Annotated in this window: 25 protein-coding genes and 3 tRNA genes; 9 read left to right on the top strand and 19 right to left on the bottom strand. The window is 54.3% G+C overall.

Annotated features, from left to right (window positions below; all coding sequences use genetic code 11):
• Positions 1–550: 550 nt before the first annotated feature.
• The 3 genes from nadR to serB all read right to left on the bottom strand — a co-directional run bounded on the left by nadR (position 551) and on the right by serB (position 4258).
• Positions 551–1777, bottom strand: a complete 1227-nt coding sequence (nadR, locus tag SD961_RS01905) for a multifunctional transcriptional regulator/nicotinamide-nucleotide adenylyltransferase/ribosylnicotinamide kinase NadR (RefSeq protein WP_318788712.1) — start codon at positions 1775–1777, stop codon at positions 551–553.
• A 111-nt stretch (positions 1778–1888) separates the two neighbouring features.
• On the bottom strand, positions 1889–3271 hold the full coding sequence (radA, locus tag SD961_RS01900; protein WP_318788711.1) for a DNA repair protein RadA: 1383 nt from the start codon (positions 3269–3271) through the stop codon (positions 1889–1891).
• 9 nt (positions 3272–3280) lie between these two features.
• Complete coding sequence (gene serB, locus SD961_RS01895) at positions 3281–4258, bottom strand: phosphoserine phosphatase (RefSeq protein ID WP_318788710.1); 978 nt, start codon at positions 4256–4258, stop codon at positions 3281–3283.
• 110 nt (positions 4259–4368) lie between these two features.
• On the opposite strand from serB, the gene SD961_RS01890 reads away from it, so the two are divergent.
• A complete protein-coding gene (locus SD961_RS01890) occupies positions 4369–5037 on the top strand; it encodes a YtjB family periplasmic protein (protein WP_318788709.1) in 669 nt (222 codons plus the stop codon).
• Positions 5038–5181: 144 nt separating this feature from the next.
• Here SD961_RS01890 and deoD read toward each other — a convergent pair whose 3' ends face one another.
• From deoD to SD961_RS01840, 10 genes are all read right to left on the bottom strand, one after another.
• Positions 5182–5901, bottom strand: coding sequence for a purine-nucleoside phosphorylase (deoD, locus tag SD961_RS01885; protein ID WP_318788926.1), 720 nt, complete (start codon positions 5899–5901; stop codon positions 5182–5184).
• A 59-nt stretch (positions 5902–5960) separates the two neighbouring features.
• Positions 5961–7184 (bottom strand): phosphopentomutase, encoded by a 1224-nt coding sequence (deoB, locus tag SD961_RS01880; protein ID WP_318788708.1) that lies wholly within the window; start codon positions 7182–7184, stop codon positions 5961–5963.
• A gap of 62 nt (positions 7185–7246) precedes the next feature.
• Positions 7247–8569 (bottom strand): thymidine phosphorylase, encoded by a 1323-nt coding sequence (gene deoA, locus SD961_RS01875; RefSeq protein WP_318788707.1) that lies wholly within the window; start codon positions 8567–8569, stop codon positions 7247–7249.
• Positions 8570–8654: 85 nt separating this feature from the next.
• The gene (gene deoC, locus SD961_RS01870; RefSeq protein WP_318788706.1) at positions 8655–9434 is read right to left on the bottom strand and encodes a deoxyribose-phosphate aldolase; all 780 of its coding nucleotides are present in this window, start codon (positions 9432–9434) and stop codon (positions 8655–8657) included.
• 367 nt (positions 9435–9801) lie between these two features.
• Complete coding sequence (locus SD961_RS01865; RefSeq protein WP_318788705.1) at positions 9802–10578, bottom strand: TatD family hydrolase; 777 nt, start codon at positions 10576–10578, stop codon at positions 9802–9804.
• Positions 10575–11627, bottom strand: a complete 1053-nt coding sequence (locus tag SD961_RS01860; RefSeq protein ID WP_318788704.1) for a patatin family protein — start codon at positions 11625–11627, stop codon at positions 10575–10577. The genes SD961_RS01865 and SD961_RS01860 overlap by 4 nt, the downstream gene beginning before the upstream one ends.
• Positions 11628–11777: 150 nt before the next feature.
• On the bottom strand, positions 11778–11939 hold the full coding sequence (locus SD961_RS01855; RefSeq protein ID WP_013200641.1) for a DUF1328 domain-containing protein: 162 nt from the start codon (positions 11937–11939) through the stop codon (positions 11778–11780).
• A gap of 126 nt (positions 11940–12065) precedes the next feature.
• The gene (gene osmY, locus SD961_RS01850; protein WP_318788703.1) at positions 12066–12680 is read right to left on the bottom strand and encodes a molecular chaperone OsmY; all 615 of its coding nucleotides are present in this window, start codon (positions 12678–12680) and stop codon (positions 12066–12068) included.
• A 304-nt stretch (positions 12681–12984) separates the two neighbouring features.
• On the bottom strand, positions 12985–14574 hold the full coding sequence (gene prfC, locus SD961_RS01845; protein WP_318788702.1) for a peptide chain release factor 3: 1590 nt from the start codon (positions 14572–14574) through the stop codon (positions 12985–12987).
• Between the two features lie 262 nt (positions 14575–14836).
• A complete protein-coding gene (locus tag SD961_RS01840; protein WP_318788701.1) occupies positions 14837–15484 on the bottom strand; it encodes a DNA-3-methyladenine glycosylase I in 648 nt (215 codons plus the stop codon).
• A 200-nt stretch (positions 15485–15684) separates the two neighbouring features.
• Between SD961_RS01840 and yghU the strand changes: the two genes are divergently transcribed.
• Entirely contained in the window at positions 15685–16551 is an 867-nt protein-coding gene (yghU, locus tag SD961_RS01835) for a glutathione-dependent disulfide-bond oxidoreductase (RefSeq protein ID WP_318788700.1), read from the top strand.
• Positions 16552–16641: 90 nt separating this feature from the next.
• Here the strand turns inward: yghU and yjjG are convergent, their stop codons facing one another.
• The 3 genes from yjjG to SD961_RS01820 are packed head-to-tail and all read right to left on the bottom strand — an operon-like array spanning position 16642 to position 18159.
• A complete protein-coding gene (gene yjjG / locus SD961_RS01830) occupies positions 16642–17322 on the bottom strand; it encodes a pyrimidine 5'-nucleotidase (RefSeq protein ID WP_318788699.1) in 681 nt (226 codons plus the stop codon).
• Between the two features lie 14 nt (positions 17323–17336).
• Positions 17337–17777, bottom strand: a complete 441-nt coding sequence (gene rimI / locus SD961_RS01825) for a ribosomal protein S18-alanine N-acetyltransferase (protein ID WP_318788698.1) — start codon at positions 17775–17777, stop codon at positions 17337–17339.
• Positions 17740–18159, bottom strand: a complete 420-nt coding sequence (locus tag SD961_RS01820; RefSeq protein WP_318788697.1) for a DNA polymerase III subunit psi — start codon at positions 18157–18159, stop codon at positions 17740–17742. The genes rimI and SD961_RS01820 overlap by 38 nt, the downstream gene beginning before the upstream one ends.
• A 180-nt stretch (positions 18160–18339) precedes the next feature.
• Between SD961_RS01820 and rsmC the strand changes: the two genes are divergently transcribed.
• The 4 genes from rsmC to SD961_RS01800 all read left to right on the top strand — a co-directional run bounded on the left by rsmC (position 18340) and on the right by SD961_RS01800 (position 19888).
• A complete protein-coding gene (gene rsmC, locus SD961_RS01815; protein WP_318788696.1) occupies positions 18340–19374 on the top strand; it encodes a 16S rRNA (guanine(1207)-N(2))-methyltransferase RsmC in 1035 nt (344 codons plus the stop codon).
• A gap of 185 nt (positions 19375–19559) precedes the next feature.
• A tRNA-Leu gene (locus SD961_RS01810) sits at positions 19560–19646 on the top strand.
• Between the two features lie 33 nt (positions 19647–19679).
• Positions 19680–19766: transfer RNA gene (locus tag SD961_RS01805), tRNA-Leu, on the top strand.
• A 35-nt stretch (positions 19767–19801) separates the two neighbouring features.
• A tRNA-Leu gene (locus SD961_RS01800) sits at positions 19802–19888 on the top strand.
• 130 nt (positions 19889–20018) lie between these two features.
• Here SD961_RS01800 and SD961_RS01795 read toward each other — a convergent pair.
• Positions 20019–20303 carry a DUF1435 domain-containing protein gene (locus SD961_RS01795; protein WP_318788695.1) on the bottom strand — a complete coding sequence of 95 codons (285 nt, stop codon included), beginning with the start codon at positions 20301–20303 and terminating at the stop codon, positions 20019–20021.
• Between the two features lie 258 nt (positions 20304–20561).
• On the opposite strand from SD961_RS01795, the gene SD961_RS01790 reads away from it, so the two are divergent.
• From SD961_RS01790 to SD961_RS01780, 3 genes are all read left to right on the top strand, one after another.
• On the top strand, positions 20562–21662 hold the full coding sequence (locus SD961_RS01790; RefSeq protein ID WP_318788694.1) for a GGDEF domain-containing protein: 1101 nt from the start codon (positions 20562–20564) through the stop codon (positions 21660–21662).
• Positions 21663–22104: 442 nt separating this feature from the next.
• Positions 22105–22899, top strand: coding sequence for a siderophore-iron reductase FhuF (gene fhuF / locus SD961_RS01785; RefSeq protein ID WP_318788693.1), 795 nt, complete (start codon positions 22105–22107; stop codon positions 22897–22899).
• 71 nt (positions 22900–22970) lie between these two features.
• Positions 22971–23438 carry a YbaK/EbsC family protein gene (locus SD961_RS01780; RefSeq protein ID WP_318788692.1) on the top strand — a complete coding sequence of 156 codons (468 nt, stop codon included), beginning with the start codon at positions 22971–22973 and terminating at the stop codon, positions 23436–23438.
• A gap of 57 nt (positions 23439–23495) precedes the next feature.
• Here the strand turns inward: SD961_RS01780 and SD961_RS01775 are convergent, their stop codons facing one another.
• Both SD961_RS01775 and SD961_RS01770 read right to left on the bottom strand, forming a co-directional pair.
• Positions 23496–24245 (bottom strand): anti-sigma factor, encoded by a 750-nt coding sequence (locus tag SD961_RS01775; protein ID WP_318788691.1) that lies wholly within the window; start codon positions 24243–24245, stop codon positions 23496–23498.
• Positions 24242–24751 (bottom strand): RNA polymerase sigma factor, encoded by a 510-nt coding sequence (locus SD961_RS01770; RefSeq protein ID WP_318788690.1) that lies wholly within the window; start codon positions 24749–24751, stop codon positions 24242–24244. Before SD961_RS01770 ends, SD961_RS01775 begins: the two co-directional genes overlap by 4 nt.
• Between the last annotated feature and the right edge of the window lie 6 nt (positions 24752–24757).

Here is a 24757-nt window from a genome sequence, read left to right as displayed (position 1 = left end):
TTAATTCAGTGTTCACACAGTTCAAAACCGGCTGCGGTGGAAGGCGTCACCATAGAGCACGTTATCCGAGACGTCGTGGTGCAAGATGTTAACCTTGCTATTCAGTGCAGTATTAGCGCCAACCTGGATGCCGCATCCCTGCGGCATATACTCGGCTAATGCGCTCTATGGGGCCACCCCGAATATTCAGAGTTGCCATTAAGTTTTTTGCTCACATGGGTCAAAATAAAATTCGACGCTGCCATTGGCATTGACAATAATTTTTTGGATTTGGATTTGGATTTGGATTTGGATTTAGAAGTTGGTTTTCTTTAACAGGCAACACCATGGCTATGGGGAAGGGAGAGTGGGCTGATAAGCAAAGGCTAAGCGGCATGGACGCCGCTTCGCAGCCCCCACGGATGGGTTCACGGCGTCTTTGTGTTCAGCCCACTCTTCCTGACCTTAACACCCGAACACAGAGACAACTTGCTATGTCCCAGAAATCTCTTCTGCCTGATACAAGCGGCAGAACAAAAAACAAAGCGCCTTGCCGCCAGGCCTCAGATCCTTAAGCGCCCAGCATCTCCTTTACCAGCTCGACGCAGCGCAGGAAGCGCTCATCGTAGCTATCCTGCTCAACGTGCACATAGCTGATGTTGTTCTCTTCCAGCATCGACACCAGCAGCGTCTGAAACTCTTTGCGGTCCACCGAGCTGCCCAGGCTGCGCAGGCCATCCGCTACCCACGGCACGTTGTTCTCCACCAAAATCACCAGATCAAAGCGATACTCATCAATCAGTGCCTGCACAAACGGGTGCTCACGCCCCTCATATTTCTTGCAGAACGCCTGGGTAGTGACGAAATCGGTATCGATAAAGGCAACTTTATTGGCGTACTTCACCGCAAAATCGATGTACTGCGCCTGGCCCAGCGCGATCTTATCGTAGTCGGAATATTGCAGTGCCATCTCATCGCCGCCAAGATGCGAGAAGACATAATCACGGCCAAATTCCCATGCGCTGGTTGTATTGAAGATATTCGCTAACTTATTGACCAGCGTTGATTTTCCGCTCGACTCGCCGCCCAGAATTGCCACCGTACGCACAAAGAACGGCTTGACCTCGGTGGGAATATATTCCCAGTAGCGGAACGGGTCCTGACGAATTTGCGCGCCGCTGATGCTCATAAAAGATCGTTTGGGATCGATAACCACCGCCTCGATCCCCAGATGTTGCTGATATTGCGGCGCATCAAGCTCTTCGCTGGTATAAACCCGGTTCGGCACGATACCGTGATTTTCCATAAAATCGTTGATGCCCCGGCTCCAGACATCCCAGCCGTGCGGATAAGGCTCCATGCCCTCTTCGTTAAACGAATGGATACGAATGTTCTTCTGGTATTTGAACGTCTGTAGCAGCCAGCGCAAGCGGTCGCTGATGGTGGGCTGTTGCGACATGGCGCTGGCTTCAAACAGCTGGCGGTCACGCGCCTCATCATAGCCCATGATGATATGCAGCTCGTCAACCTGGCTACAGGCGCGCTGGATCAGATAGATATGGCCGGTATGCAGCGGATAGAATTTCCCGAACACCACACCGATGGTTTTTTCGCGGCGGGGAAACTCCAGCCCCAGAAAACGGTGCAGGGCTTCCAGCTTCTGTGCGCTGGGACTTTTGATTTTGGCGTTAAGGAGCTGGCTGAGATAGCCTTTGGTCATGCCGCTGGCATCCGCAACCTGCTGCAGCGTACACCCCTGCTGGCGGATAGCGGTCTTGAGATAATCGAACGTCGACATCAAATGCCTCCTGCATAACGGGCGGAACCGCGTCCGCCACTATGATGAAAATGCGCTTCAATAAGATAATGTTAAGCCGGGTCAGGCTCCGGCCAACACAGGCCGTAACCCTTAAAGATCTTCCAGGATTGCCAGCGCATCGGCCAGTTTTTTCACGCCATAGACCTTCATATTCTCCGGCGGTTTTTTCGGCACGTTAGCAGCCGGTACGATGGCACGACGGAAGCCGTGCTTCGCCGCTTCAGAGATTCGCTCCTGCCCGCTCGGCACCGGGCGGATCTCGCCTGCCAGCCCCACCTCGCCAAATACCACCAGATCCTGAGGTAAAGGGCGATCGCGCAGGCTGGAGACCATCGACAGCATCAGCGCCAGATCGGCACTGGTCTCCGTGACCTTGACGCCGCCGACCACGTTCACAAACACATCCTGATCGGCCATTTGCAGGCCGCCGTGACGGTGCAGCACCGCCAGCAGGATCGCCAGGCGGTTCTGCTCAAGCCCCACCGCTACGCGTCTGGGATTGCCCATCATAGAATGATCTACCAGCGCCTGGATCTCCACCAGCAGCGGGCGCGTTCCCTCCCACAGCACCATCACCGAGCTGCCGGAAGTCACCTCCTCGCCACGGCTGAGGAAAATAGCTGAAGGATTGCTGACTTCCCGCAGCCCCTGCTCCGTCATGGCGAATACACCCAGCTCATTCACCGCACCAAAGCGGTTTTTATGGCTGCGCAGCGTACGGAAGCGGGAATCCGCATCGCCATCCAGCAGCACGGAGCAGTCGATGCAGTGCTCAAGCACCTTCGGCCCGGCCAGCGAGCCATCTTTCGTGACGTGACCCACCATCACGATCGCCACGCCACGGGTTTTTGCAAAGCGGGTCAGATACGCAGCCGTTTCGCGCACCTGCGCCACGCTGCCTGGCGACGACTGGATATCGGCCATATGCATCACCTGAATGGAGTCGATCACCATCAGCCTCGGCTCTTCCTGCTCGGCGATCTGACAGATCTGCTCGATGCTGGTTTCCGAAAGCATATTAAGGTTTGCCGTCGGCAGGCCCAGACGGTGCGCGCGCATCGCCACCTGCTGAAGCGACTCTTCGCCGGTGACGTAGAGCGTTTTCATGCCCTCGGCGAGTTTGCACAGGGTTTGCAGCAGCAGGGTACTTTTTCCTGCACCGGGACTTCCCCCGATCAGAATTGCACTGCCCGGCACCACGCCGCCGCCCAGCACGCGGTCAAACTCTTTAAAGCCGGTAGAAAAGCGCGGAAGTGCTTCAAGGCTGATTTCAGAAAGCTTCTGCACACGGCTGGGGCCTGCGCTGCCCGCATAGCCGGAGAGGCGCTCGTTACGCGCCACAACAGGAGAAGCTGCTAAACGCACTTCCGTAATGGTGTTCCAGGCTTGACAGGCGCTGCATTGCCCCTGCCAGCGTGGATAATCGGCGCCGCATTCGTTACAAACAAAGGCGCGTTTTGCCGCTTTGGCCAAATCGGTTCCTTAACGTTCTTCGTGGATCAGGCTGCCGCTGAGAATGCAGAACACGCCCATTAAATCCGCATGGCGGATGATCACTTCGGTTTGTTCATTAACTTTCGGCTTGGCGTGATAGGCAATGCCCAGACTGGAAGCCTTAATCATCAGTAAATCGTTGGCGCCATCACCAATGGCGACGGTTTGATCGGCTGCAATTTCAAAGCGTTTTGCCAGCTTATGCAGCGTATCCGCTTTATATTTTGCATCAACGATATCGCCCAATACTTCGCCGGTCAGCTTACCGTCGCGAATTTCCAGCACGTTGGCGGCAATCGCAGAGAGGTGCAGCTTATCCCGTAGGTACTCGGCAAAGAAAGTAAAGCCACCGGAAGCAATCGCCACATGCCAGCCCAGCGCCTGCAACTTGTGCACCAGCTCGGTCAGGCCAGGCATCAGCGGCAGCGCATCACGCACTGTACTAAGGATAGTGGCATCTGCATCTTTCAGCGTGGCGACCCGCTGGCGCAGGCTGGCGGCGAAATCCAGCTCTCCGCGCATTGCCCGCTCCGTCACCTCTGCCACCTGCTCACCGCAGCCAGCGAGTTTGGCTATTTCATCAATGCATTCAACTTCAATTGCCGTGGAGTCCATATCCATCACCAGCAGGCCCGGCGTTTTCAGATGCGGGATCTTGCCCAGCGGCGCCACATCTAACCCAGCCTCGTGAGCCAGTTGCATAGCCCGTGGCGTGAGAGAACCGGCCAGGCGCACCACGTGATACTCTTCAACGCGCCAGGCGCTGACAATCACCATCGCCGCACCTAACTGATGCTGAAGCTTTGTCAGGCTCTCTTTCGTGAGTTCGCGCCCGTACAGAAGCCAGCCGGTGCGGCCAGCGCGGTAGTCCAGCGGCATCACTTCATCGCCACTGAGAGAGAGAGGTAAACCCGGCCAGAGAGAGATATCGGAGGGCAGATCGCACCAGGTCAGACTATTTGGCATTACAGCTCCTGTAGGGACATATTAACCACGCAAGAGGCTACCTTGTCAGCCCCGCTTCTGGCAACATAAAGCTAAGAGCCAGGGTAGTTAGTTAAGCGTGAAGGGTAAAGATGGCAAAGGCCAAACTAAAATTTCGTCTGCATCGTACGGTAATAGTACTGGTCTGCCTAACCTTACTGGTGGTATTGATGCAGGGTGCCTCCTGGTTCAGCCTCAGCCATCAGATGGCACGTTCTGAGCAGGTGGATGAGCTGGCCCGCACCCTTGCGCGGCAGGTGGCCTTCAGCCTGACGCCGCTGATGGAAAATAGCGATGACAATCATCAGCAGATCAGCGATATCATCAGTCAGCTGACCCGTGACAGCCGTATTCTGGATGCCTCGGTTTATGACGATGACGGCACGCTTTTAGCCCACAGTGGCGAAACCATTAACGTGCGCGACCGGCTGGCGCTGGATGGACAGCGTGCAGGCAGCTACTTCAACCATCAGCTGGTGCAGTCGCTGGACAGCGCAGAAGGCCCGCGCGGTTTCCTGCGTGTAACGCTGGATACGCATGTGCTGGTAACGGAATCCAAGCAGGTAGATAACACCACCAACATCCTGCGGCTGATGATGCTGCTGGCGCTGGCTATCGGTATTATCCTGAGCCGAACCCTGCTGCGCGACCGCCGCACCCGCTGGCAGCAGTCGCCCTTCCTGCTGACGGCCAATAATCCGGTTAAAGAAGATGATGATGAGACGAGCGAAGAGGCCACTTCGCCAGCGAACAAACCCTGACTGGGCGCGGTGAACAGATCCTTATAACTTAACCCATTGAAATAAAGCAAAGATAAGCGGCGACGCGCTGAGATATCAACAGATAAGCGGGCAGGTCTGAGAGGCCAATTCTGGCCGGATTGCCCGGCCAGTTTTACAGCTTAATCAGGCTTTGTCGCCCAGCAGCACGGACTCCAGCGCAATCTCAATCATTTCGCTGAAGGTGGTCTGCCGTTCAGCGGCGGTAGTCTGCTCACCGCTGCGGATATGGTCAGAAACGGTACAGATAGCCAGCGCTTTCGCACCAAATTCTGCGGCCACGCCGTAGATGCCAGCCGCTTCCATTTCCACACCCAGAATGCCGTATTTCTCCATAACATCAAACATCTGCGGATCTGGCGTGTAGAACAGATCGGCAGAAAAGATGTTACCCACACGGGCGCTCACGCCCAGCGCTTTGGCTGCATCCACCGCGTTACGCACCATCTCAAAATCAGCAATGGCGGCAAAGTCATGATCCTTGAAGCGCATGCGGTTCACTTTGGAGTCGGTTGATGCGCCCATGCCAATCACCACATCACGCAGTTTGACATCAGCACGTACCGCGCCACAGGAGCCTACGCGAATGATTTTTTTCACGCCAAAATCGGTGATCAGCTCTTTCGCGTAGATGGAGCAGGATGGGATACCCATACCGTGGCCCATTACGGAGATTTTGCGGCCTTTATAGGTGCCGGTGTAGCCCAGCATGCCACGCACGTTGTTCACTTCTACCGCGTCCTGCAGGAAGGTTTCTGCAATGTGTTTAGCACGCAGCGGATCGCCCGGCATCAGAACCACATCAGCGAAGTCACCCATTTCTGCATTAATATGAGGCGTAGCCATCATTCATCCTTTTTAAGTCTTGCCAGCGTCGGTGCGCTGGCCGGTTACGTTTTCGCTGATTACAGCATGCTTTTGCCATATTCCATATCGGAAAGGCCAAAATAGTGGGCAATGGTTTGGCCAATATCGGCGAAGGTCTCGCGATAACCCAGCGAGCCTGGCTTCACGCCTGGTCCATACATCAGCACCGGAATATGCTCGCGTGTATGTTCGGTCCCTTCCCAGGTTGGGTCACAGCCGTGGTCAGCGGTGAGGATCAGAAGATCGCCCTCTTTCACCAAAGCCATCAGCTCCGGCAAACGGCGGTCGAACAGCTCCAGCCCACCCGCGTAACCCGGCACGTCGCGACGGTGGCCCCAGGTGGAGTCGAAATCCACAAAGTTAGTGAAAACTATGCTGTTGTCCGGTGCGATTTTCATCTCTTCAATCGTGGCGTCAAACAGCGCATCCAGCCCGGTCGCCTTCACTTTTTTGGTGATGCCGACGTGTGCATAGATATCCGCAATTTTCCCCACCGAAATGACCTGACCGTTCTGCTCCTCTACCAGCTTTTTCAAAATGGTCGGCGAAGGCGGCTCAACGGCGAGATCGTGACGATTCCCGGTACGTTCGAAGTTTCCGGCTTTATCACCCACAAACGGACGGGCAATCACGCGGCCAATGTTATAGCCGCCTTCGGTCAGGGCCTCACGGGCGATTTCACACAACTTATAGAGGCGTTCCAGTCCGAAAGTCTCTTCGTGGCAGGCAATCTGGAACACTGAGTCGGCAGAGGTATAGAAAATCGGCTTGCCGGTTTTCATATGCTCTTCACCCAGTTGGTCAAGGATCACCGTGCCGGAGGAGTGGCAGTTTCCCAGATAGCCCGGCAAATCCGCTTTCTCTACCAGCAGATCTAACAGCTCCTGCGGGAAGCTGTTCTCTTTGTCACTGAAGTAGCCCCAGTCAAACAGCACAGGAACACCGGCAATTTCCCAGTGGCCCGACGGCGTGTCTTTGCCGGAAGAGAGTTCGCTGGCGTAGGCGTAAGCCCCGATAATCTCGGCGTTCTCGTCCAGTCCGGCGGGGAATTTACCCGTAGACTCTTCTGCGGCTTTGCCCAGGCCTAATGCGGTGAGATTCGGCACATGCAGCGGCCCTTTTCGGCCTTTGTCAGCTTCACCCTTGAAGCACGCCTCGGCAATGTGTCCGAGAGTATCCGAACCATGATCACCAAATTTGTCGGCGTCTTTGCTGGAGCCGATCCCGAAGGAATCAAGCACCATAATAAATGCACGTTTCATTCTGATCTCCTGCGTCTGTTACGCGATGAGCTTAAATTTTATCGATCGGAACAGTATGACGCTTATCCGGTAATTCTGCGATAGATAACGGGCGTCTCCTGCGGTGCCGTTTCACTAAGTGTGATGGCGCGTGTGACGGCCAGCGCCGCTTCCTGCCAGTCTGCTTCTGTTGCAGCATGGATTACGGCCAGCGGACGCTGGCTGTCGGCCACGTCGCCCAGCTGCGCCATCTCGCTTAAGCCAACGCTGTAGTCAATCTGGTCACTGGCCTGACGGCGACCGCCGCCCATCGACACTACTGCCATCCCTAATGCCCTGGTATCCATACCACTGATAATGCCCGGTTTTTCGGCATAGAGCGCTTTGCTGAGCATCGGCGCAGGCAGGTAGCGATCCATGTTGTCAATAAAGTCAGCCGGACCTTTCTGCGCTGCCACCATCTTCGCGAAACATTCTGCGGCTTTGCCGTTGTCCAGCACTGCCTGGAGTTTGCGGGTGGCTTCCGCCGTGTCGGTTGCCAGCCCGCCGGAAACCAGCATCTCTGCACTCAGAGCCAGCGTGACCTCCAGCAGACGTGGGTTGCGGTATTTCCCGGTCAGGAAGTTAACCGCTTCACGCACTTCCAGCGCGTTACCGGCCGTGGAGGCCAGCACCTGATTCATATCGGTCAGCAGGGCAGTAGTTTTGCAGCCCGCGCCGTTTGCCACGCCCACAATGGAGCGAGCCAGCAGCTCAGACTGCTCAAAGGTCGGCATAAAGGCGCCCGAGCCTACTTTGACATCCATCACCAGCGCATCCAGCCCTTCCGCCAGCTTTTTCGCCAGGATAGAAGCGGTAATAAGCGGGATGGAATCAACCGTTGCGGTGATATCACGGGTAGCGTAAAAACGCTTATCGGCAGGGGCCAGCGAGTTAGTCTGACCAATAATCGCTACGCCCACCTCTTTGATGATCTGTCGGAAGGTTGCATCATCAGGAAAAATATCAAATCCGGGGATCGCTTCCAGCTTATCCAGCGTGCCGCCGGTATGGCCCAGCCCCCGGCCTGAAATCATCGGCACGTAGCCGCCACAAGCGGCCACCATCGGCCCCAGCATCAGCGAGGTCACATCGCCCACGCCACCGGTGGAGTGTTTGTCCACCACCGGACCATTGAGGTTAAGCGCCTGCCAGTTGAGTACCGACCCGGAATCACGCATGGCCATGGTCAGCGCCACCCGCTCCTGCAATGACATATCGTGGAAATAGATGGTCATCGCCAGCGCAGCGATTTGCCCTTCGGAAACGGTATTATCACGTACACCGTTGATGAAGAAACGGATCTCTTCTTCGCTCAGCGCCAGGCCGTCTCTTTTTTTACGAATGATTTCTTGTGGCAGGAACACGTTGCCCCCTGGGGTTTATCTTTGATGAGGACGGCAGATCTGCCGCCCTGATGCCAGTTACAAGGGCGAAAAGCTCGCCCTGCACTCAGTAAGCTGAATCACTTTTTGCGCCGCTATGGCCGGCAGCCGTCAGCAGGCTGGCTAACAGGCTGGAAGCACCAAAACGGAAATGACGCGCATCAGCCCAGTCACTACCCAGAATGTCATCGGCCAGCTTCAGGTAAATAGCCGCATCTTCGGCCGTGCGTACGCCACCAGCAGGTTTAAAGCCAACCTGATGCTTGACGCCCATTTCAGCAATGACGTTCAGCATGATCTCAGCGACTTCCGGTGTGGCGTTAACCGGCACTTTCCCCGTTGAGGTCTTGATAAAATCGGCACCCGCTTTGATAGCGATTTCGGACGCTTTGCGGATCAGTTCAGGATCTTTTAACTCGCCGGTTTCAATAATCACTTTCAGCAGAACGTCTGAATCTTCGCAGGCCTCTTTGCAGGCGCTGACGATGTCATAACCAATATCTTCATTACCGGCCATTAAGGCACGATAAGGGAACACCACATCCACCTCATCAGCGCCATAAGCGATGGCGGCATGGGTTTCTGCCAGCGCAATTTCTTTATCGTCGTTACCGTGCGGGAAGTTGGTCACAGTGGCGATGCGGATATCTGGCGTCCCCTGCTCACGCAGCGTTTTGCGCGCAATCGGGATAAAGCGTGGATAGATGCAAATTGCAGCGGTATTACCCGCCGGGGATTTAGCCTGATGGCACAGAGCGATCACTTTCTCGTCGGTGTCATCGTCATTCAGAGTAGTTAAATCCATGAGTTTGAGCGCGCGTACGGCAGCTGCGGTGACGTCGGTCATAGTGTTCTCCAGGCATTGTTCAGGCGGCTTGCCCGTTTCGCGCAAGCGAAAACCGGGATCCTTGCCGCCAGCGCCCGTTTACCGGGCGGGAATGTTAAAATAATAACGGAAAAGGCAGTCCCCTTCCGTGATGAAATTCACGATCTACAGAAATAACACTGCAAGAACAACCCTTTTAATGTGACTAATATCACATAAAATCCGCTCTCTTTACCTGTCCGGCACCCTGAACCGTCTGAAAAACGGGCTGAAACGGGGCTTCATCAAGGAATGTTATAATAATAACATTTTTAGCACAGTGTGGCAGAGGCAAATGTTACCTCGCGCAGCGCGCTTGTCAGCCAGTCTGATTGAAGAGTTTAGCTACTCAGAGATTAAAAAGGGTGCGGGTGTTCTCACGGAGGGTTTCGGCAATCTCCTGCGGAGATTCTTCCCGCAGTTCACAGAGGCTTTGCCAGACGTTTTTCACGCGCTCAGGGCGGTTCGCCTGCCCCTGAAAGCCCTGTAGCGGCATATCGGGCGAATCCGTTTCCAGCAGTAAGGAAGAGAGGGGAAGCCGGGAAATTGTGTTGCGGGTTTTACTGGCGCGTTCGTAGGTAATAGTGCCGCCCACGCCGATGGCGTATCCCGCACGGATAAACGCCAGCGCCTGCTGTTCGCTGCCGGCAAAACCATGTACTACGCCGCGACGCGGCAGCGCCAGACGCTTGAGATGCTGCGCTAATTTGTCATGAGTACGGCGGGAATGAAGGATCACCGGCAGGTCATAGCGTTTTGCCAGCCGTAGCTGGGCATCCAACAGCTGCTCCTGCCTGTCGAACTGAGGATCTTCAATAAAGAGATCCAGGCCAATTTCACCGATCGCCACCAGCTTTTCCGGCTTCTGCTTTAACCAACTTTCAAGCTGCTCAAGGTGCGATTCATGATGTTGAGCGATCGCCATGGGATGCGTGCCCAGCGCGGCGTAGAGAGGCGGCCAGCGTTCCGCCAGCGCCATCACGCCGGCAAACCGGTCTGCTGAGACGCCAACCACAATGATTTTCTCCACGCCAGCGGCGGAAGCGAGCTTCAGGCTCTCCTCCTCGCATCCGCGAAATGGATCGAAATCAAAATGACAGTGCGTATCAACAAATCCCGGAGTCATGCCAGCGAACCCTCATCATAATCAGCATCGTTTCCCGCCAGCGGATCCAGAATAACGCCATCACGCACCGGCTCATTCGCCACCGGTGCAGGCGGGATCACCGGCTTCTGGCTGGTCAGCGTATTGTTCTCATTCAGCCATTGACCCAGTGTAGCCAGGAAATAACGCCCGCAGCGACGACCCAGATGATAATCCTGGTTCAGCGACGCTACGCGGCTGCCCAGCGCCATGCTGGCGAGCGCATGCGGCGGGAAGATCTCAATGATATTCAGCTTACCCGGCGGGTTATCAATAAACGCCTGCGTGGCCCGATAGCTCTCTTCATGCAGATGCATGATATTCACCAGCGGCTGCAGCGCGCTATCCGTAAGCCAGCGCTCAATTCGCTTCAACCACTGCGGCGTGTAGGTCATCTGTGACGGTACGGTACGAATAACCACGATAGTTTCGGCCCCCCGGCGCGCCGCTTCCCGTACCGGAATGGCATCGCTGATGCCGCCATCCAGATAGCTGATCCCTTCCAGATCCACGCCGGGACGGTAAAACCCAGGGATGGCGCTGGAAGCCTTGATGATGTTCAGCCAGTTCGCCGCTGTCGGGGCAAAATAGCCTGGCGAATAGTCATCGCTGCGGCAGGCGCACATATAAAATTCCCGGCCGGAAGCGAACATCTTCTCCGCCGCTTCCATCGCCAACGGAAACTCCTGCGCGGTGACATCTACCAGCCAGTCAAGATCGATCAAATGGCCACCACGCACAAAACGCAGCGGATCGAAAAAGAGTTTACTGGTTGTATAGCGCGTAATGACCCGGCGGGCATAACCCGGCTGACCGCAGATATACGCTGATAAATTTTGTGCGCCCGCAGAGGTGCCCAGCATCAGGTCGAAGGGATTGAAGTTAGCCCGCTGGAACTCATCCAGCACGCCAGCGGTGAATATACCGCGCTGCCCACCGCCTTCGCACACCAGGGCGAGTTTACCCGGACGAAAAGGCGTTAACGCCAGCGGCTCGATGTTGCCGAGGGTAACAGGGATGCGTCTGCCCAAAGTCGGTATCCTGATGAGGGGGAATAAGGTGAGGATACAGGGGAAAGAGAGGAAGCGTTTGGCGTAATTTGCGATTAAACAATTTTTGCCTTAAAACGCCGGAGGCCAGTCAGTGACTGGCCTCCGTTGTAGCTGCTTTTATTCTCGGGTCTATAACTTCTTGCGGCCGGTGAACAGGCTGATCAGGAAGATAATGATACCGACAACAAAGACGATTTTAGCTGCCCATGCGGCTGTACCAGCAAGACCACCAAAACCTAACGCTGCTGCAATGAGCGCGATAATCAGAAAAATAATGCCCCAACGAAACATAAGCTTCTCCTTACCCTATTGTAGAAATCTTGCTGTCTGATTTATTAAATCCGCCTTGTCCGGCGTGACTCGATTATTGTCTTCAACACTATCGATTCAGGCCGCCCAGGGCGGCCCGTCTCAATTTTATGACTTCACAGTCAGATCGTTTTTAACGCTTTTCACGCCATCAATGGCTTTGGCAATCCCTTCGGCACGTTCAGACTGTGCCTGACTTTTCACCGTTCCGGAGAGCTGAACCACACCGTTGGTGGTTTCCACTTTCACATTACGTGACGGGACAATGTCGTCTGCTAATAGTTTAGCTTTAATTTCGCTGGTCGTTGCTGCATCTCCAGCATAACCGCTTACGCTCGATTTTGTGCTGTCTTTAGCATGCAGTTTATCGCTTACAGACTTAACGCCTTCAACTTTTTTCGCCGCCGCTACAGCCTTTTCGGCCTGATCCTGCGAAGGGACAAAACCACTCAGCGTCACCACGCCAGAATGGGTCTCTACGGAAATATCTGTGCTTTTGATTGCGTCGTCATCTACCAGAGCGGCTTTCACTTTAGCAGTCACGCCGCTGTCATCCATGAACCCACCGACTTTTTTCATAGAGCTATCGATTTTTGAACCCGCGCTGTCGGTAGTGGACTGCACTTTAGGGGTCGTAGTGTCTTCTGCCATTGCAGCACCACTTACCAGGGCAGAACCAACCAGTACAGCCATCAGAGTTTTAGTCATCTTAGTCGTATTCATCGATCATTCCTTCTTCATGTAATTGCACTCACAACTGTGAGCTTTCAGCCACAAACGGCGTGACTGTAGTAGGTAAGACGTTGCAGCAACCGCGCCGCATATTTTGCGTCCGTTAGAAATCAATATAGACGCTAATCAGGATTTCACCGCTGCTTGTGGTTGATATGATGGATAAATGCGCAATAAGAAGGTTTTTTAAGAGCAGTCTGTATAATCAGGACCAGACAGAACCAGACAGAGGGGGCGAAAAAAAAGCGATGCGCAGGGCACCGCTTTCTCAGTACAAACGAGGAACTCCCTGCTGTTAGTGTTCGCGCGTTTTGCGGAACACCACTTCAGGGTAACGCTCCTGGGTGATATTAAGGTTAACCATGGTCGGCGCTATGTAAGTGAGATTATCCCCGCCATCCAGCGCCAGGTTCACTTCGTTTTTACGCTGGAACTCATCAAACTTCTTCACATCACTGCACTCCACCCAGCGCGCGGTAGAGACGTTGACGGACTCGTAGATAGCTTCCACGTTGTATTCACTCTTCAGGCGCGCCACAACCACATCAAACTGCAGCACGCCCACGGCGCCTACAATCAGGTCATTGTTATGCACCGGACGGAATACCTGCACCGCGCCCTCTTCCGACAGCTGAACCAGCCCTTTCAGCAGTTGCTTCTGCTTGAGCGGATCGCGCAGGCGGATACGACGGAACAGCTCCGGCGCGAAGTTCGGGATACCGGTGAACTTCATGTTTTCGCCCTGAGTGAAGGTATCACCGATCTGGATGGTGCCGTGGTTATGCAGGCCGATGATATCGCCAGGATAGGCTTCTTCAACGTGCGAACGGTCGCCTGCCATAAAGGTGAGCGCATCGGCAATCACCACATCTTTGCCCAGACGAACCTGACGCAGCTTCATGCCTTTTTCATATTTGCCGGAAACCACGCGCATAAACGCCACGCGGTCGCGGTGTTTCGGATCCATGTTTGCCTGGATCTTAAACACGAAGCCGGTGAACTTCTCATCCGCAGCAGTAACGGTACGCAGATCGGTCTGGCGCGGCATGGGTGGCGGTGCCCAGTCAACCAGGCCATCCAGCATATGGTCCACGCCAAAGTTACCCAGCGCGGTGCCGAAGAATACCGGCGTCAGCTTGCCCGCCAGGAAGGCTTCTTTATCGAACTCATGGGACGCGCCCTGCACCAGCTCCAGCTCTTCACGCAGCTGGCTGGCAAGCTCTTCACCGATAGCTTTATCGAGATCCGGGTTATCCAGACCTTTTACAATACGCACTTCCTGAATGGTGTGCCCTTTACCGGTCTGATAAAGGTAGGTTTCGTTTTTGTAGAGATGATAGACGCCCTTAAAGAGCTTGCCGCAGCCAATAGGCCAGGTAATGGGCGCACAGGCAATTTTCAGCTCGCTCTCCACTTCATCCATCACTTCCATCGGATCACGAATATCGCGGTCCAGCTTGTTCATAAAGGTCAGGATTGGCGTATCGCGCAGACGGGTCACTTCCATCAGTTTGCGGGTACGATCTTCAACGCCTTTCGCGGCATCAATCACCATCAGGCAGCAGTCCACCGCCGTCAGGGTACGATAGGTATCTTCAGAGAAGTCTTCGTGCCCCGGCGTATCCAGCAGGTTTACCAGACTTTCGCGGTAGGGAAACTGCATCACCGAGGTCGTGATCGAGATCCCACGCTGCTTTTCCATTTCCATCCAGTCCGATTTGGCATGCTGGTTAGAGCCACGCCCTTTTACCGTACCGGCAGTCTGAATAGCCTGTCCGAACAGCAGCACTTTTTCCGTGATAGTGGTTTTACCGGCATCCGGGTGAGAAATAATGGCAAAAGTGCGGCGACGGGCCACCTCTTGCATAAAGGGTGCATTTGACATGAAAAAACTCAGTTAGGTGCTGTGCCGCCGCTGCGCAGACGGCGCGGGGCGTATCACAGACGATTAATCATTAATGGCCGGCATTTTCGCCGATCCGGCGGTTATAAACAATGCAGAACGCCGCGTAATCCCCATAAATGCGCGCACTGCTGAAGGCACGGGGCCTCAGCTGCGGTTTTTTTCACCCATTTTGCGGCGGGGATTCGGGATCTACACTGGCACGGCCTCTTAATGACTGGACGGAGAGGTTAGCATAAGGGATTCAGCCAGGACGGTTAAGCGTTTCCCTGTCCTGTTCAAACTTTTCCCGACACTGGCAGCCTGCAATATGGTCGTTGATCAAGCCTGTCGCCTGCATCAGGGAATAGGTGGTGACCGGCCCAACCCACGTCCAGCCTCGCTTTTTCAACGCTTTCGACATGCGGATTGATTCGGGCGAGGTTTTCGCGCTCTGCCACCAGGCCAGGTCCACGACCGGCGGTCGATCTTTAGCTGCCGGCTCAAACTGCCAGAACCAGGCTGCCAGCGAACCCGCTTCCTTGATCAGCTCCTGAGCGCGCTGCGCATTATTGATGGTGGAGAGAATTTTCGCACGATTGCGCACAATACTTTTATCTTCCATCAGCCTGGCTACATCTTCATCGGTAAACTGCGCCACCGCGTGGAAATCAAAATCCTTAAAGGCACGGCGGAAGTTCTCCCGTTTGTTATAGATTAACTGCCACGACATGCCGGAGTGAAAACCTTCCAGACAAACCTTTTCGAACAGGCGGCGGTCATCCACCACCGGCTTACCCCATTCGTTATCGTGATAATCGGGCATAGAGGGCTGCCAGTAACAGCAGACGCGGCCATCTTCGGTCAGGGTCAGACCCGCTTCTTTCAGGTCTGCCAGATAGTGTTCATCCATTCTGTGTTCCTGTTAAGGCTGCTAAGAGTGCTCTGTAAAGATAAACGGCGGTCACAGCCCGATGCTATACCTGACATCCGGTGTAACAACCGCATTTGGTTTTTTGCTGAGACAGCAGCTATTTTTAGACCATCAACGGCGAGACGTCTGTGGACTTTGCTCCAGGATGCGCCATTTTATCAGAAAGAGGACTTTCGGTTATGAGCAACACGGATTATCAGCCAGCAAAAGTATGGTCAGAAAACAAAGAAGCGGGCGGAACCTGGGGAAGCATCAACCGACCCACCGCCGGTGCGCGTCAAGAAGCAACCTTGCCTGTAGGCAAGCACCCGCTACAGCTCTATTCCATGGGAACGCCAAATGGCCAGAAAGTAACTATCCTGCTGGAAGAGCTGCTGGCGCTGAACGTGAACGATGCAGAGTATGACGCGCATCTGATCCGCATCAGCGAGGGCGATCAGTTCTCCTCTGGCTTTGTGGAAGTGAACCCTAACTCCAAAATTCCTGCGCTGCTGGACCGCTCAACCACGCCGCCAACCCGCGTGTTTGAGTCTGGCGCTATCCTGCTTTACCTGGCAGAAAAATATGGTCATTTCCTGCCGAAAGATCCCGCTGGCCGCACGGAAACGCTGAACTGGCTGTTCTGGCTACAGGGTTCTGCTCCTTACCTTGGCGGCGGCTTTGGTCACTTCTATAACTATGCGCCGGTAAAAATCGAGTATGCGATTGACCGCTTCACCATGGAGGCCAAACGTCAGCTCGACGTGCTGGACCGGCAGCTGGCGGAACATCGTTATATCGCCGGTGAAGATTACACCATTGCCGATATCGCTATCTGGCCGTGGTACGGCGCGCTGGTGAAGGGAATGGTGTATAACGCCGCAGAATTCCTGGACGCAGGTTCCTATAAAAACCTGGTGCGTTGGGCGGATGAAGTGGCACAGCGTCCTGCCGTTCAGCGTGGCCGCATCGTTAACCGCACATTTGGCGAGCCTTCCGAACAGCTGCACGAGCGCCACGATGCGTCAGATTTTGATCTGCGCACTGAGGATAAGCTGGCTAAGTAGCGACGAGCTTGCGGCAAAAGCTGCTGTTATCCCGCAAAGGTTACAGCAGCTTTTTTATCAGCCAGACTCAGCTCTGACTACCAGCCCGAATCAGGCTTTAAGGATCGCTTCCAGCTCCTGAAGCGTTTTAACCTGCCATGTCGGCTGAAGGCCTTCCGGTCGCGGACGGTTATCCGCATTCAGCCAGCAGGTTGCCAGACCGGCGTTAATGCCGCCAAGAATGTCTGAGTCCGGATTATCCCCTACCATCATCACGCGGTTGCGCGGCGGGTTGCCCATCTGATTGAGGGCGTAGTCGAAGATTGCGGGATGCGGCTTGGCATGCCCGACCTGTTCAGAGATCACCAGCAGATCAAAATAGTCCAGGAAACCTGTACGCTTTAGTCTTGCCTGCTGAAGGGCGGTGAAACCATTGGTGATAATGCCCATTTTCACCTTCCCTTTCAGGGTATTGAGCAGATTCACCGCACCGGCAAGCGGAACGCACAACTCAGCCATAGCGGCAAGAAACCCGTCATTGAGATCCAGCGGCGTGACCTTTAGCTTCTCTGCCCAGCTCTGAAAACGCTGGTGTTGCAGTTGTAGCGCGCTGATGGCGCCATTCTGATAATCCACCCACAACGGTTTATTGATCGCCTGATAATCGTCGTAATCGTCAGGACTGAAGACCACGTCATACTGCTGAAACAGACGCTGCAAACCCGCAAAGGCGTCGAAATGAAACAGCGTATCGTCAGCGTCAAACAAGATCCAATCCCACTCTTTAAGCATCTCTCACTCAATCCTTATAGGGTCAGTGCCATGATAATGGCATCTTCTTTGCCGTCCGCCGTCGGGTAGTAATTACGGCGTACCGACACTTCGTTGAAATCCAGCTGTTCATAGAGCGCAATAGCGGGACGGTTTGACGCTCTGACTTCCAGCCACAGGGTCTGGATGCCACGGCTTTCAAGTTCCGCAATCACATAGTCGAGGAGTTCACGCCCGATGCCGCGACGCTGAAAGGCGGGATCCACAGCCAGATTAAACAGCGTGGCCTCGTCCAGCACCACCTGGGTGATAGCAAAACCAGCCATCTGTGCGTCTACCCGAAGCTGATAGTTCAGATAACGTTCACCCTGGTTGCTGGCAAAGGTTTTTTCACTCCAGGGAAAAGCGTGGCTGCGCTGCTCAATGGCAAACGCTGGCTCAAGATCTTGCGGGGTCAGTAAAGAAATCTGATTCATGTTGAGAAATCTGCTGCCACAGGGCGCGTTTGGCACCGGCATTATGATAAAGCTCCGCAAGAACAGGCGAAGCGATCTGCGATCCGTTCAGTGCAGCCGGGGGCGCAATGCCCAAATACCAGCTTGCACAACGGGTCTCTGGCAACATCGCCAGTTGGTCAGGGGTCAGAACGGCGACCTCATCTTCACGCATCAGCATGGCCTGCAGCACATCGCGAATCAAAGGATCGGTCAACAGCGGCGGGACTTCCGCCACAATCAGCAGGCGCGTGTGCCCGGGTAAAGAAACCGCAACTTCCCCCTGCAAGGCGCGCGGACGCCGCAGCGTATACTGCGTGATGCCCATTTGCTCTAATAACCAGTCACGTCTGGAAGACATCATTATTCCTGTCTGGTCGCCCGATTGCGACGCTATGCTAGCAAACCCATCGCCTCTGCGCCAACGTTGCCATGCCCTGTGAGAGCAACTCTGAATAAAAAGGAATGCAGGTTCTCCGCAGGCTTTGCTGCAACTCCGGCTAATTTGGGTATAATCGCCGCTCTGATTCGTAAGGAGCCACCGATGTCTGCATTTAGCCCGGCCAGTGAAGTGATACTGCGCCACAGTGATGAATTTACTCAACGCCGCGTACTGTTTGCTGGCGATCTGCAGGATGACCTGCCCGCCCAACTGGACACCGCATTGAGTCGGGTACATACCCAGCAATATCATCACTGGCAGATCCTGAGCCGCACGATGAATGAGCAGGCTCAGTATGGGCTGGTGGCGACAGCGGAAACCGTGGCCGGGTGCGATACGCTGGTCTACTTCTGGCCGAAGAACAAACCCGAGGCGCTTTTTCAGCTGGAAAACCTGCTTTCCCTGCTGCCGGTGGGAAGCGATATCTTTGTGGTGGGGGAAAACCGCAGCGGCGTGCGCAGCGCAGAACAGATGCTTGAATCCTGGGCAACCCTGAACAAAATTGACAGCGCCCGCCGCTGTGGTCTCTATCACGGCACTCTCGACAAACAGCCAACGTTTGATGCTGAAGCTTACTGGGATGAGTATCCGCTGGCGCATCTGACCATTAAAACGTTGCCCGGCGTATTCAGCCGTGACGGTCTTGACGCTGGCAGCAACCTGCTGCTTTCCACGCTGCGCCCGCATATGAAAGGCAAAGTGCTGGATATCGGCTGTGGCGCTGGCGTGCTCTCTGCCATGCTGGCCAGCTTCTCACCCAAGGTCCGTCTCTATATGACCGACGTTAATGCCGCCGCTGTGGAGGCGAGTAAAGCTACGCTGGCGGCTAACGGCCTGGAAGGCGAAGTGTTTGCCAGTGACGTCTACTCTGAGGTGAATGGCCGTTACGATATGATTATCTCTAACCCGCCGTTCCACGATGGGATGCAGACCAGCCTGGACGCAGCACAGACGTTGATCCGTGGCGCGGCGAAGCACCTGAACATGGGCGGCGAACTGCGCATTGTAGCCAACGCCTTCCTGCCCTATCCGCAGGTGCTGGATGAAACCTTTGGCAGCCATGAAGTGCTGGTGCAGAACGGCCGCTTCAAAGTGTATCGTGCTGTCCTGCAACGCGCAGCGAAAGCGAAGCGCTAAAGAGAGAGCGGCGAAAAAATCGCCGCTGTTTTACTCAGCAAGTTCCTGATTCCCCACCTCAAGCCGCAGAATGTGACTTTTTACAGCGATTCTGGCAACAGCGCTAAATAACTGTTGACGTCCCCCGGAAAATCTCTAGAATGCGCCTCCGTGGTTGCAATACAGTTTATCTGTATTGAAGGTATGCGAAGGTGGCGGAATTGGTAGACGCGCTAGCTTCAGGTGTTAGTGTCCTAACGGACGTGAGGGTTCAAGTCCCTCTCTTCGCACCAACAATCACGTTGTTCATATTACGCAGCATTAGAGCGATGGTGGCGGAATTGGTAGACGCGCTAGCTTCAGGTGTTAGTGTTCTTACGGACGTGAGGGTTCAAGTCCCTCCCTTCGCACCAATGCGGTGATATGAATAAACAAAGTTCAACAGGATGCGAAGGTGGCGGAATTGGTAGACGCGCTAGCTTCAGGTGTTAGTGTCTTAACGGACGTGAGGGTTCAAGTCCCTCTCTTCGCACCAAGTTGACTCTCCTTGTTTTTCCCTCTTTACTGCCTCTTATACCTTCCGTAACAGCTTCTTTTTCTTAAGCTTTGCCAGTCCCTTTCTCTATCCCTGCTCATTCTCGTATTTCAGTGCCCTTTCTCCCTATTTATAGCGATCCATAGTTCAGGGTAATGGCTGCCACGCCTCCGGCCAGCGCCAGACAGGAAGGTAACAGCAGATAGTGACGCAGACGTTGGTGAAAAAGCATCACTAACGTGGCTAAAAGAGCAATCACCATGACCACTCTCCAACTGGAGAACGAGAGATTCATCAGAGGGATAAGAGGCATCACTGCACAGGGCAGCAACACTCCCCAGCCGCTATCAAGCCGTTTACCTGACATCCAGCTTATTCCCCAAAGTCCGCATGCGGTGATCATTGCTATCAACATCGCCGTACCCACACCTTTTCAAATGATAATGATTCCCAATAGCATATAAGAATATTTATCAGTATGCAGCACTTTTGTTGTCACGCTGCTGAAACTTTGCGCTCGCAGATGACACTCCTGATGTTAAGTGATAGATTGAAACTGATTACTATTAAGAAAATACTAATAATAACAGACAGAAACTATTCCAGGCACGAAATAGTCCACCCTACAGGTTAGCGGTGCGGCTTGTTTCAATGCAGTCACGAGTAGAAAATAATGAAATTACAAAGTTATGATGAATTGCTTAACAGCAAGCATCGGCTGTCGCTGATGCTCTTTCTTTTTTTAAACTCAGCAACGTCCTTATTTTGTTTATGCGGTATCAATGGAAAAATGGCTACTTTCCAGTATTCACCGCCCACGGCAATTATTGCGCTATTCTGCGCCTTAATTGTGGCGTGGATGCTTTTAAAGCCTTCAGGCAAATTTCCGATATTAAATATCGTGGCGATCATTACCGGTTTACTCTGGACATGGCAAATATACCTTAAGTATGAATCGGTGTTTTATTTCGACGGCAGCTTTTTGGTGATCAGTCTGGTAAGCGTCTTTTTTATCAGCGCGATTGCGTTAGGCGATCACCTGCTTGCTTTCTGCCTGCATACGGCACCGCCCTCGGTGGCGGTACTGCTGCTGGATCGTGGCCAAAACACGATACTTATTCTGTTCACCATCGCCCTGCCGCTGATAGGCTTTACGCTGCACCATCTGATGCAGCGTCGCCGCGACAGGTTTACCCGCCGTCTGATGCGCCAGCTTTATGAAGAGAAAGAGACCTACAGCGATCTCAGTATGCTGGACCCGCTGACCGGCCTTTATAACCGCCGGGGTTTAAAAAACCGGCTGGAAAATATTCTTGAAAATCATGCAGGAAGCCACTTTGTCCTGCTGCTGGATATCGACCATTTTAAAGCCTATAACGACAACTATGGCCATGCGATGGGCGATCAGGCGCTGGCTCGCGTCTCTGTCGCCATTCGCGATGCCGTGCGTTCCAGGGACATCGTGGCGCGCTATGGCGGAGAAGAATTTCTGGTGCTGTTAACTAACGTCAATGAGTCGATTGCCCGCAGGCTTTCAGAGCGTATCCGGCAGTATGTCCTTAACCTTGAGATCCCCCACCGCTTCAACGATCGGGTGGCGACTCATGTCACGGTCAGCGCCGGATTTGCACCCTTGTATGAAGAAGATTTTGACAGTGCGCTGGCTAATGCCGATCGCGCGTTATATCTGGCTAAGAATCGTGGGCGTAATACTATTCTTTCCTATGAAGATATTGCCAAGGGCAGCCTGGCTCAGCCAGCGGATGCCATGTAGTTTCTTGTTATGGCCCAGGGACGGGCCAATACTTTTATTAATCTGATCATTAATTTTAATGCAAATGCCATAAAGAAAGGCGCAGTTTGGGTTAATGAAGCCCGGACGCAGAAAAATACATTATTAACCTGAATCAAAAATAACGCTCTGTTGGATACTTGTTATTGAAAATGTATCCCATTTAATGATGCCCGTAAAAATATTACTCTTCATTATTCCTTAAACATGGAATTAATGCTGAGATCCCTTTTATTTCCCTCCCCTCATTTTTGCCAGCATTGTTATAGAAGAAATAAAAATAACCTTTTCTCTGCATTTTGCCTGTCGCTTAACCACCCCCACCCGATCGCTCCTGACACAAAATGAGGCTTGTTTGTGCAATTCGCCTCAGATAGAATCAAGAACGATTATCGTTTGCACTTCGATTCACTCTGGAAACCTCATGGCTACTCTCATCCGTCAGGCAGTTGAGTATGGTTCACATCCGCTGATCTTTTTACAGAGCAGCCGTCCGCTGGCGCATTCCCTGCGGGCACTGTTCAGTGAAAACCGTGCATGGTTTCTGGAAAACGTGAAGCTGGGAGAGGAAGCGCCCGCCAGCACGATGACGCTGGATCGCTGGTCTGCTGCTGAGAGTTTTGCCCGGCTGAATGCACAATACGGTGATTTTATCTATCGTGAGCAGAACGATCTGCCGCGCGAGCATAAGCCGTTGCAGTCGCTCTGGGCACAGTGGTACTTCGGCCTTGTGCTGCCGCCGATGATGATGGCGCTGCTGCTTGAGGAGCGCGCGCTGGATTGCTCACCTGAGCACTGCCACGTTGAATTTCATGAAACCGGCAGACCGGCGACCTTCTGGTTTGACGTCCGCGAAGATGAAGAGGCGCGTTATCTCTCTCCTCGCCGCCGGATGGATCGCCTGATCCAGCAGCATCTGATCCCGGTAGTACGCGGCATTGAGCAGCATGGCGAGATCAACGGCAAACTCATCTGGAGTAACACCGGCTTCTCCGTCTGGTGGTTCCTGGGCGAGATAGCTCCCCTGCTGGGCGAGCCGCTGCGGGTCGAACTGGAACACGCCTTCTTCTTCTCTAAAACCCTGCTCGACGGATCAGAAAATCCCTTCTACCGTACTATGCTGCCGCGTGAGGGTGAAATGCAGCGGCGCACCTGCTGCCAGCGCTATCGCCTGCCTGATGTCCAGCGCTGCGGTAACTGCACGCTAAAACCCGTCTGATTTCACCCTTCCCGTTTACAGTTAGTCTGCTCTGTGGCAACTTTATGCGCTTCGTTATGTGGGAGAAAAGCATGAGCCTGGAGTCTGTACGGCAGTTCTTTGCCGAGCGCGCCCCTGAAATTGGCATTATTGAACTGAGCGAGAGCACCGCTACGGTTGCGCTGGCAGCCCGCGCCCACCATGTGGAACCCGGCCAGATTGCCAAAACGCTGTCGTTAAAAGTGAAAGATCGGGTGATCCTGATTGTGACTCGCGGCGATGCCCGACTGGATAATCGCAAGCTGAAGGCGACCTTGGGTGCCAAAGCACGCATGCTGAGCACGGATGAAGTGGTGAACTGGACAGGTCATCCGGTGGGTGGAGTTTGTCCCTTCGGTCTGGAAACGCCGTTGCAGGTATTTTGCGATGTGTCGTTAAGGCATTATAAAGAAGTGTTGCCTGCCGCAGGCTCCATCAACAGCGCGGTACGCATCGATCCGGAAACGCTGGCTAAGCTGACCGACGCCACCTGGGTTGACGTCTGCGAAATCCCTGCCTGACTGGCCGGGCAGGCTTCAGAATGTAAACAGCCTTACCCTCTTATATCAGATGCATCATTAGCTGGTTGACTGCCGGATAGCTTCCCGCATGCCATCAAGCTGCGTGTCCTCCGAAGGCGTAACCAGCGCATAGTTGTAGTGGTTGTCACTCCAGTATTGCGCCATCAGGTCGCTGGCCCGGCGTTCGCCATGAGGCAGCTTAACGGGTTCGATCGGGCGGATATACCAGGCGACACGGGTACCTTCCGGGCTTTGATACATCACCAGCGCCGCCGGACCGTTATCGGTCGCCATCAGTCTTGCACCCAGCAACCGGTAGCCAAACTGTTCAAGATTGGGCGGCAGCGTGCCGTTGATAAAATAGCGCTGCACCCAGGAGGCCAGTTCACCTTCCCCTGCCGAGACCACATCCAGATTAGCCGCCGTAGCGCTGCCGAAAAGCTTGTAGGCCTGCATTGCATCTTCCATCGGTAAACGGGTTTGCGCCATCTGCACATTCTTCAACTGCCAGCCAGACCAGCCGCCCACGCCAAGCGTCATGACCAACGCAAACGCTGCGGCAGCTTTCCACTGCCGTTGCTGACGAACACGTTGACGAAGCTGCGAAGGCTGCGGCGTTTCCATAGGTACTGGCTGCTGATGAAGTGCAAGGCGTAGCTGCCTGGCATCCTGCCGCCAGCCTTCCACTTTCGCCGCTTCTGCAGGATGCTCCGCCAGCCAGCGTTCCACACATCGTGCGGTTTCTGCATCAAGCTGGCCATCCAGCCAGGCGTGCAGTTGCTCTTCATCAGGTTGCTGGCCCCTCATTTTATCCTCCTGAATGCGACGGCAGACGTTTGCCCGTCAAGATGCTGATGCAGTTGTTTACGTGCCCGTGACAGGCGTGACATCACTGTTCCCACCGGAATAGCCAGGGCGGTTGCCGCTTCCTGATAACTCATCCCCTCCACGCTTATCAGCAGCAGCAGCGCCCTGGCGTCCGCAGAAAGCCGGGCAAACTGTTGCAGGGTCTCATCGGCTATCGCCAGCGTTTCCGCAGAGTCACCAGAGAGTTCCTCACCCGTGAAAAAGCCCAGCAGCCGCTGATAACGTTTGCGCCGCCGCTCACCGTCAATAAACTGCCGGTAAAGAATGGCAAACAGCCAGGCCCGCAGACTCTCCTCTCCCCGGTAGCCTGACCAGCGGCTGAGCGCTCTGGTCAGGCAGCCCTGCACCAGATCTTCGGCGCTGTGAGGATTGCGGGTCAGCCACAGCGCAAAGCGCTGCAGATGGGGCAGGACATCCCGGATCTGTTGGTCTGTAAGCGGCGGCATAGCGAC

The organism is Erwinia sp. MMLR14_017 (assembly GCF_033657285.1).
Taxonomy (GTDB): domain Bacteria; phylum Pseudomonadota; class Gammaproteobacteria; order Enterobacterales; family Enterobacteriaceae; genus Erwinia.
This window is presented reverse-complemented; position numbering and strand designations above follow the sequence as displayed.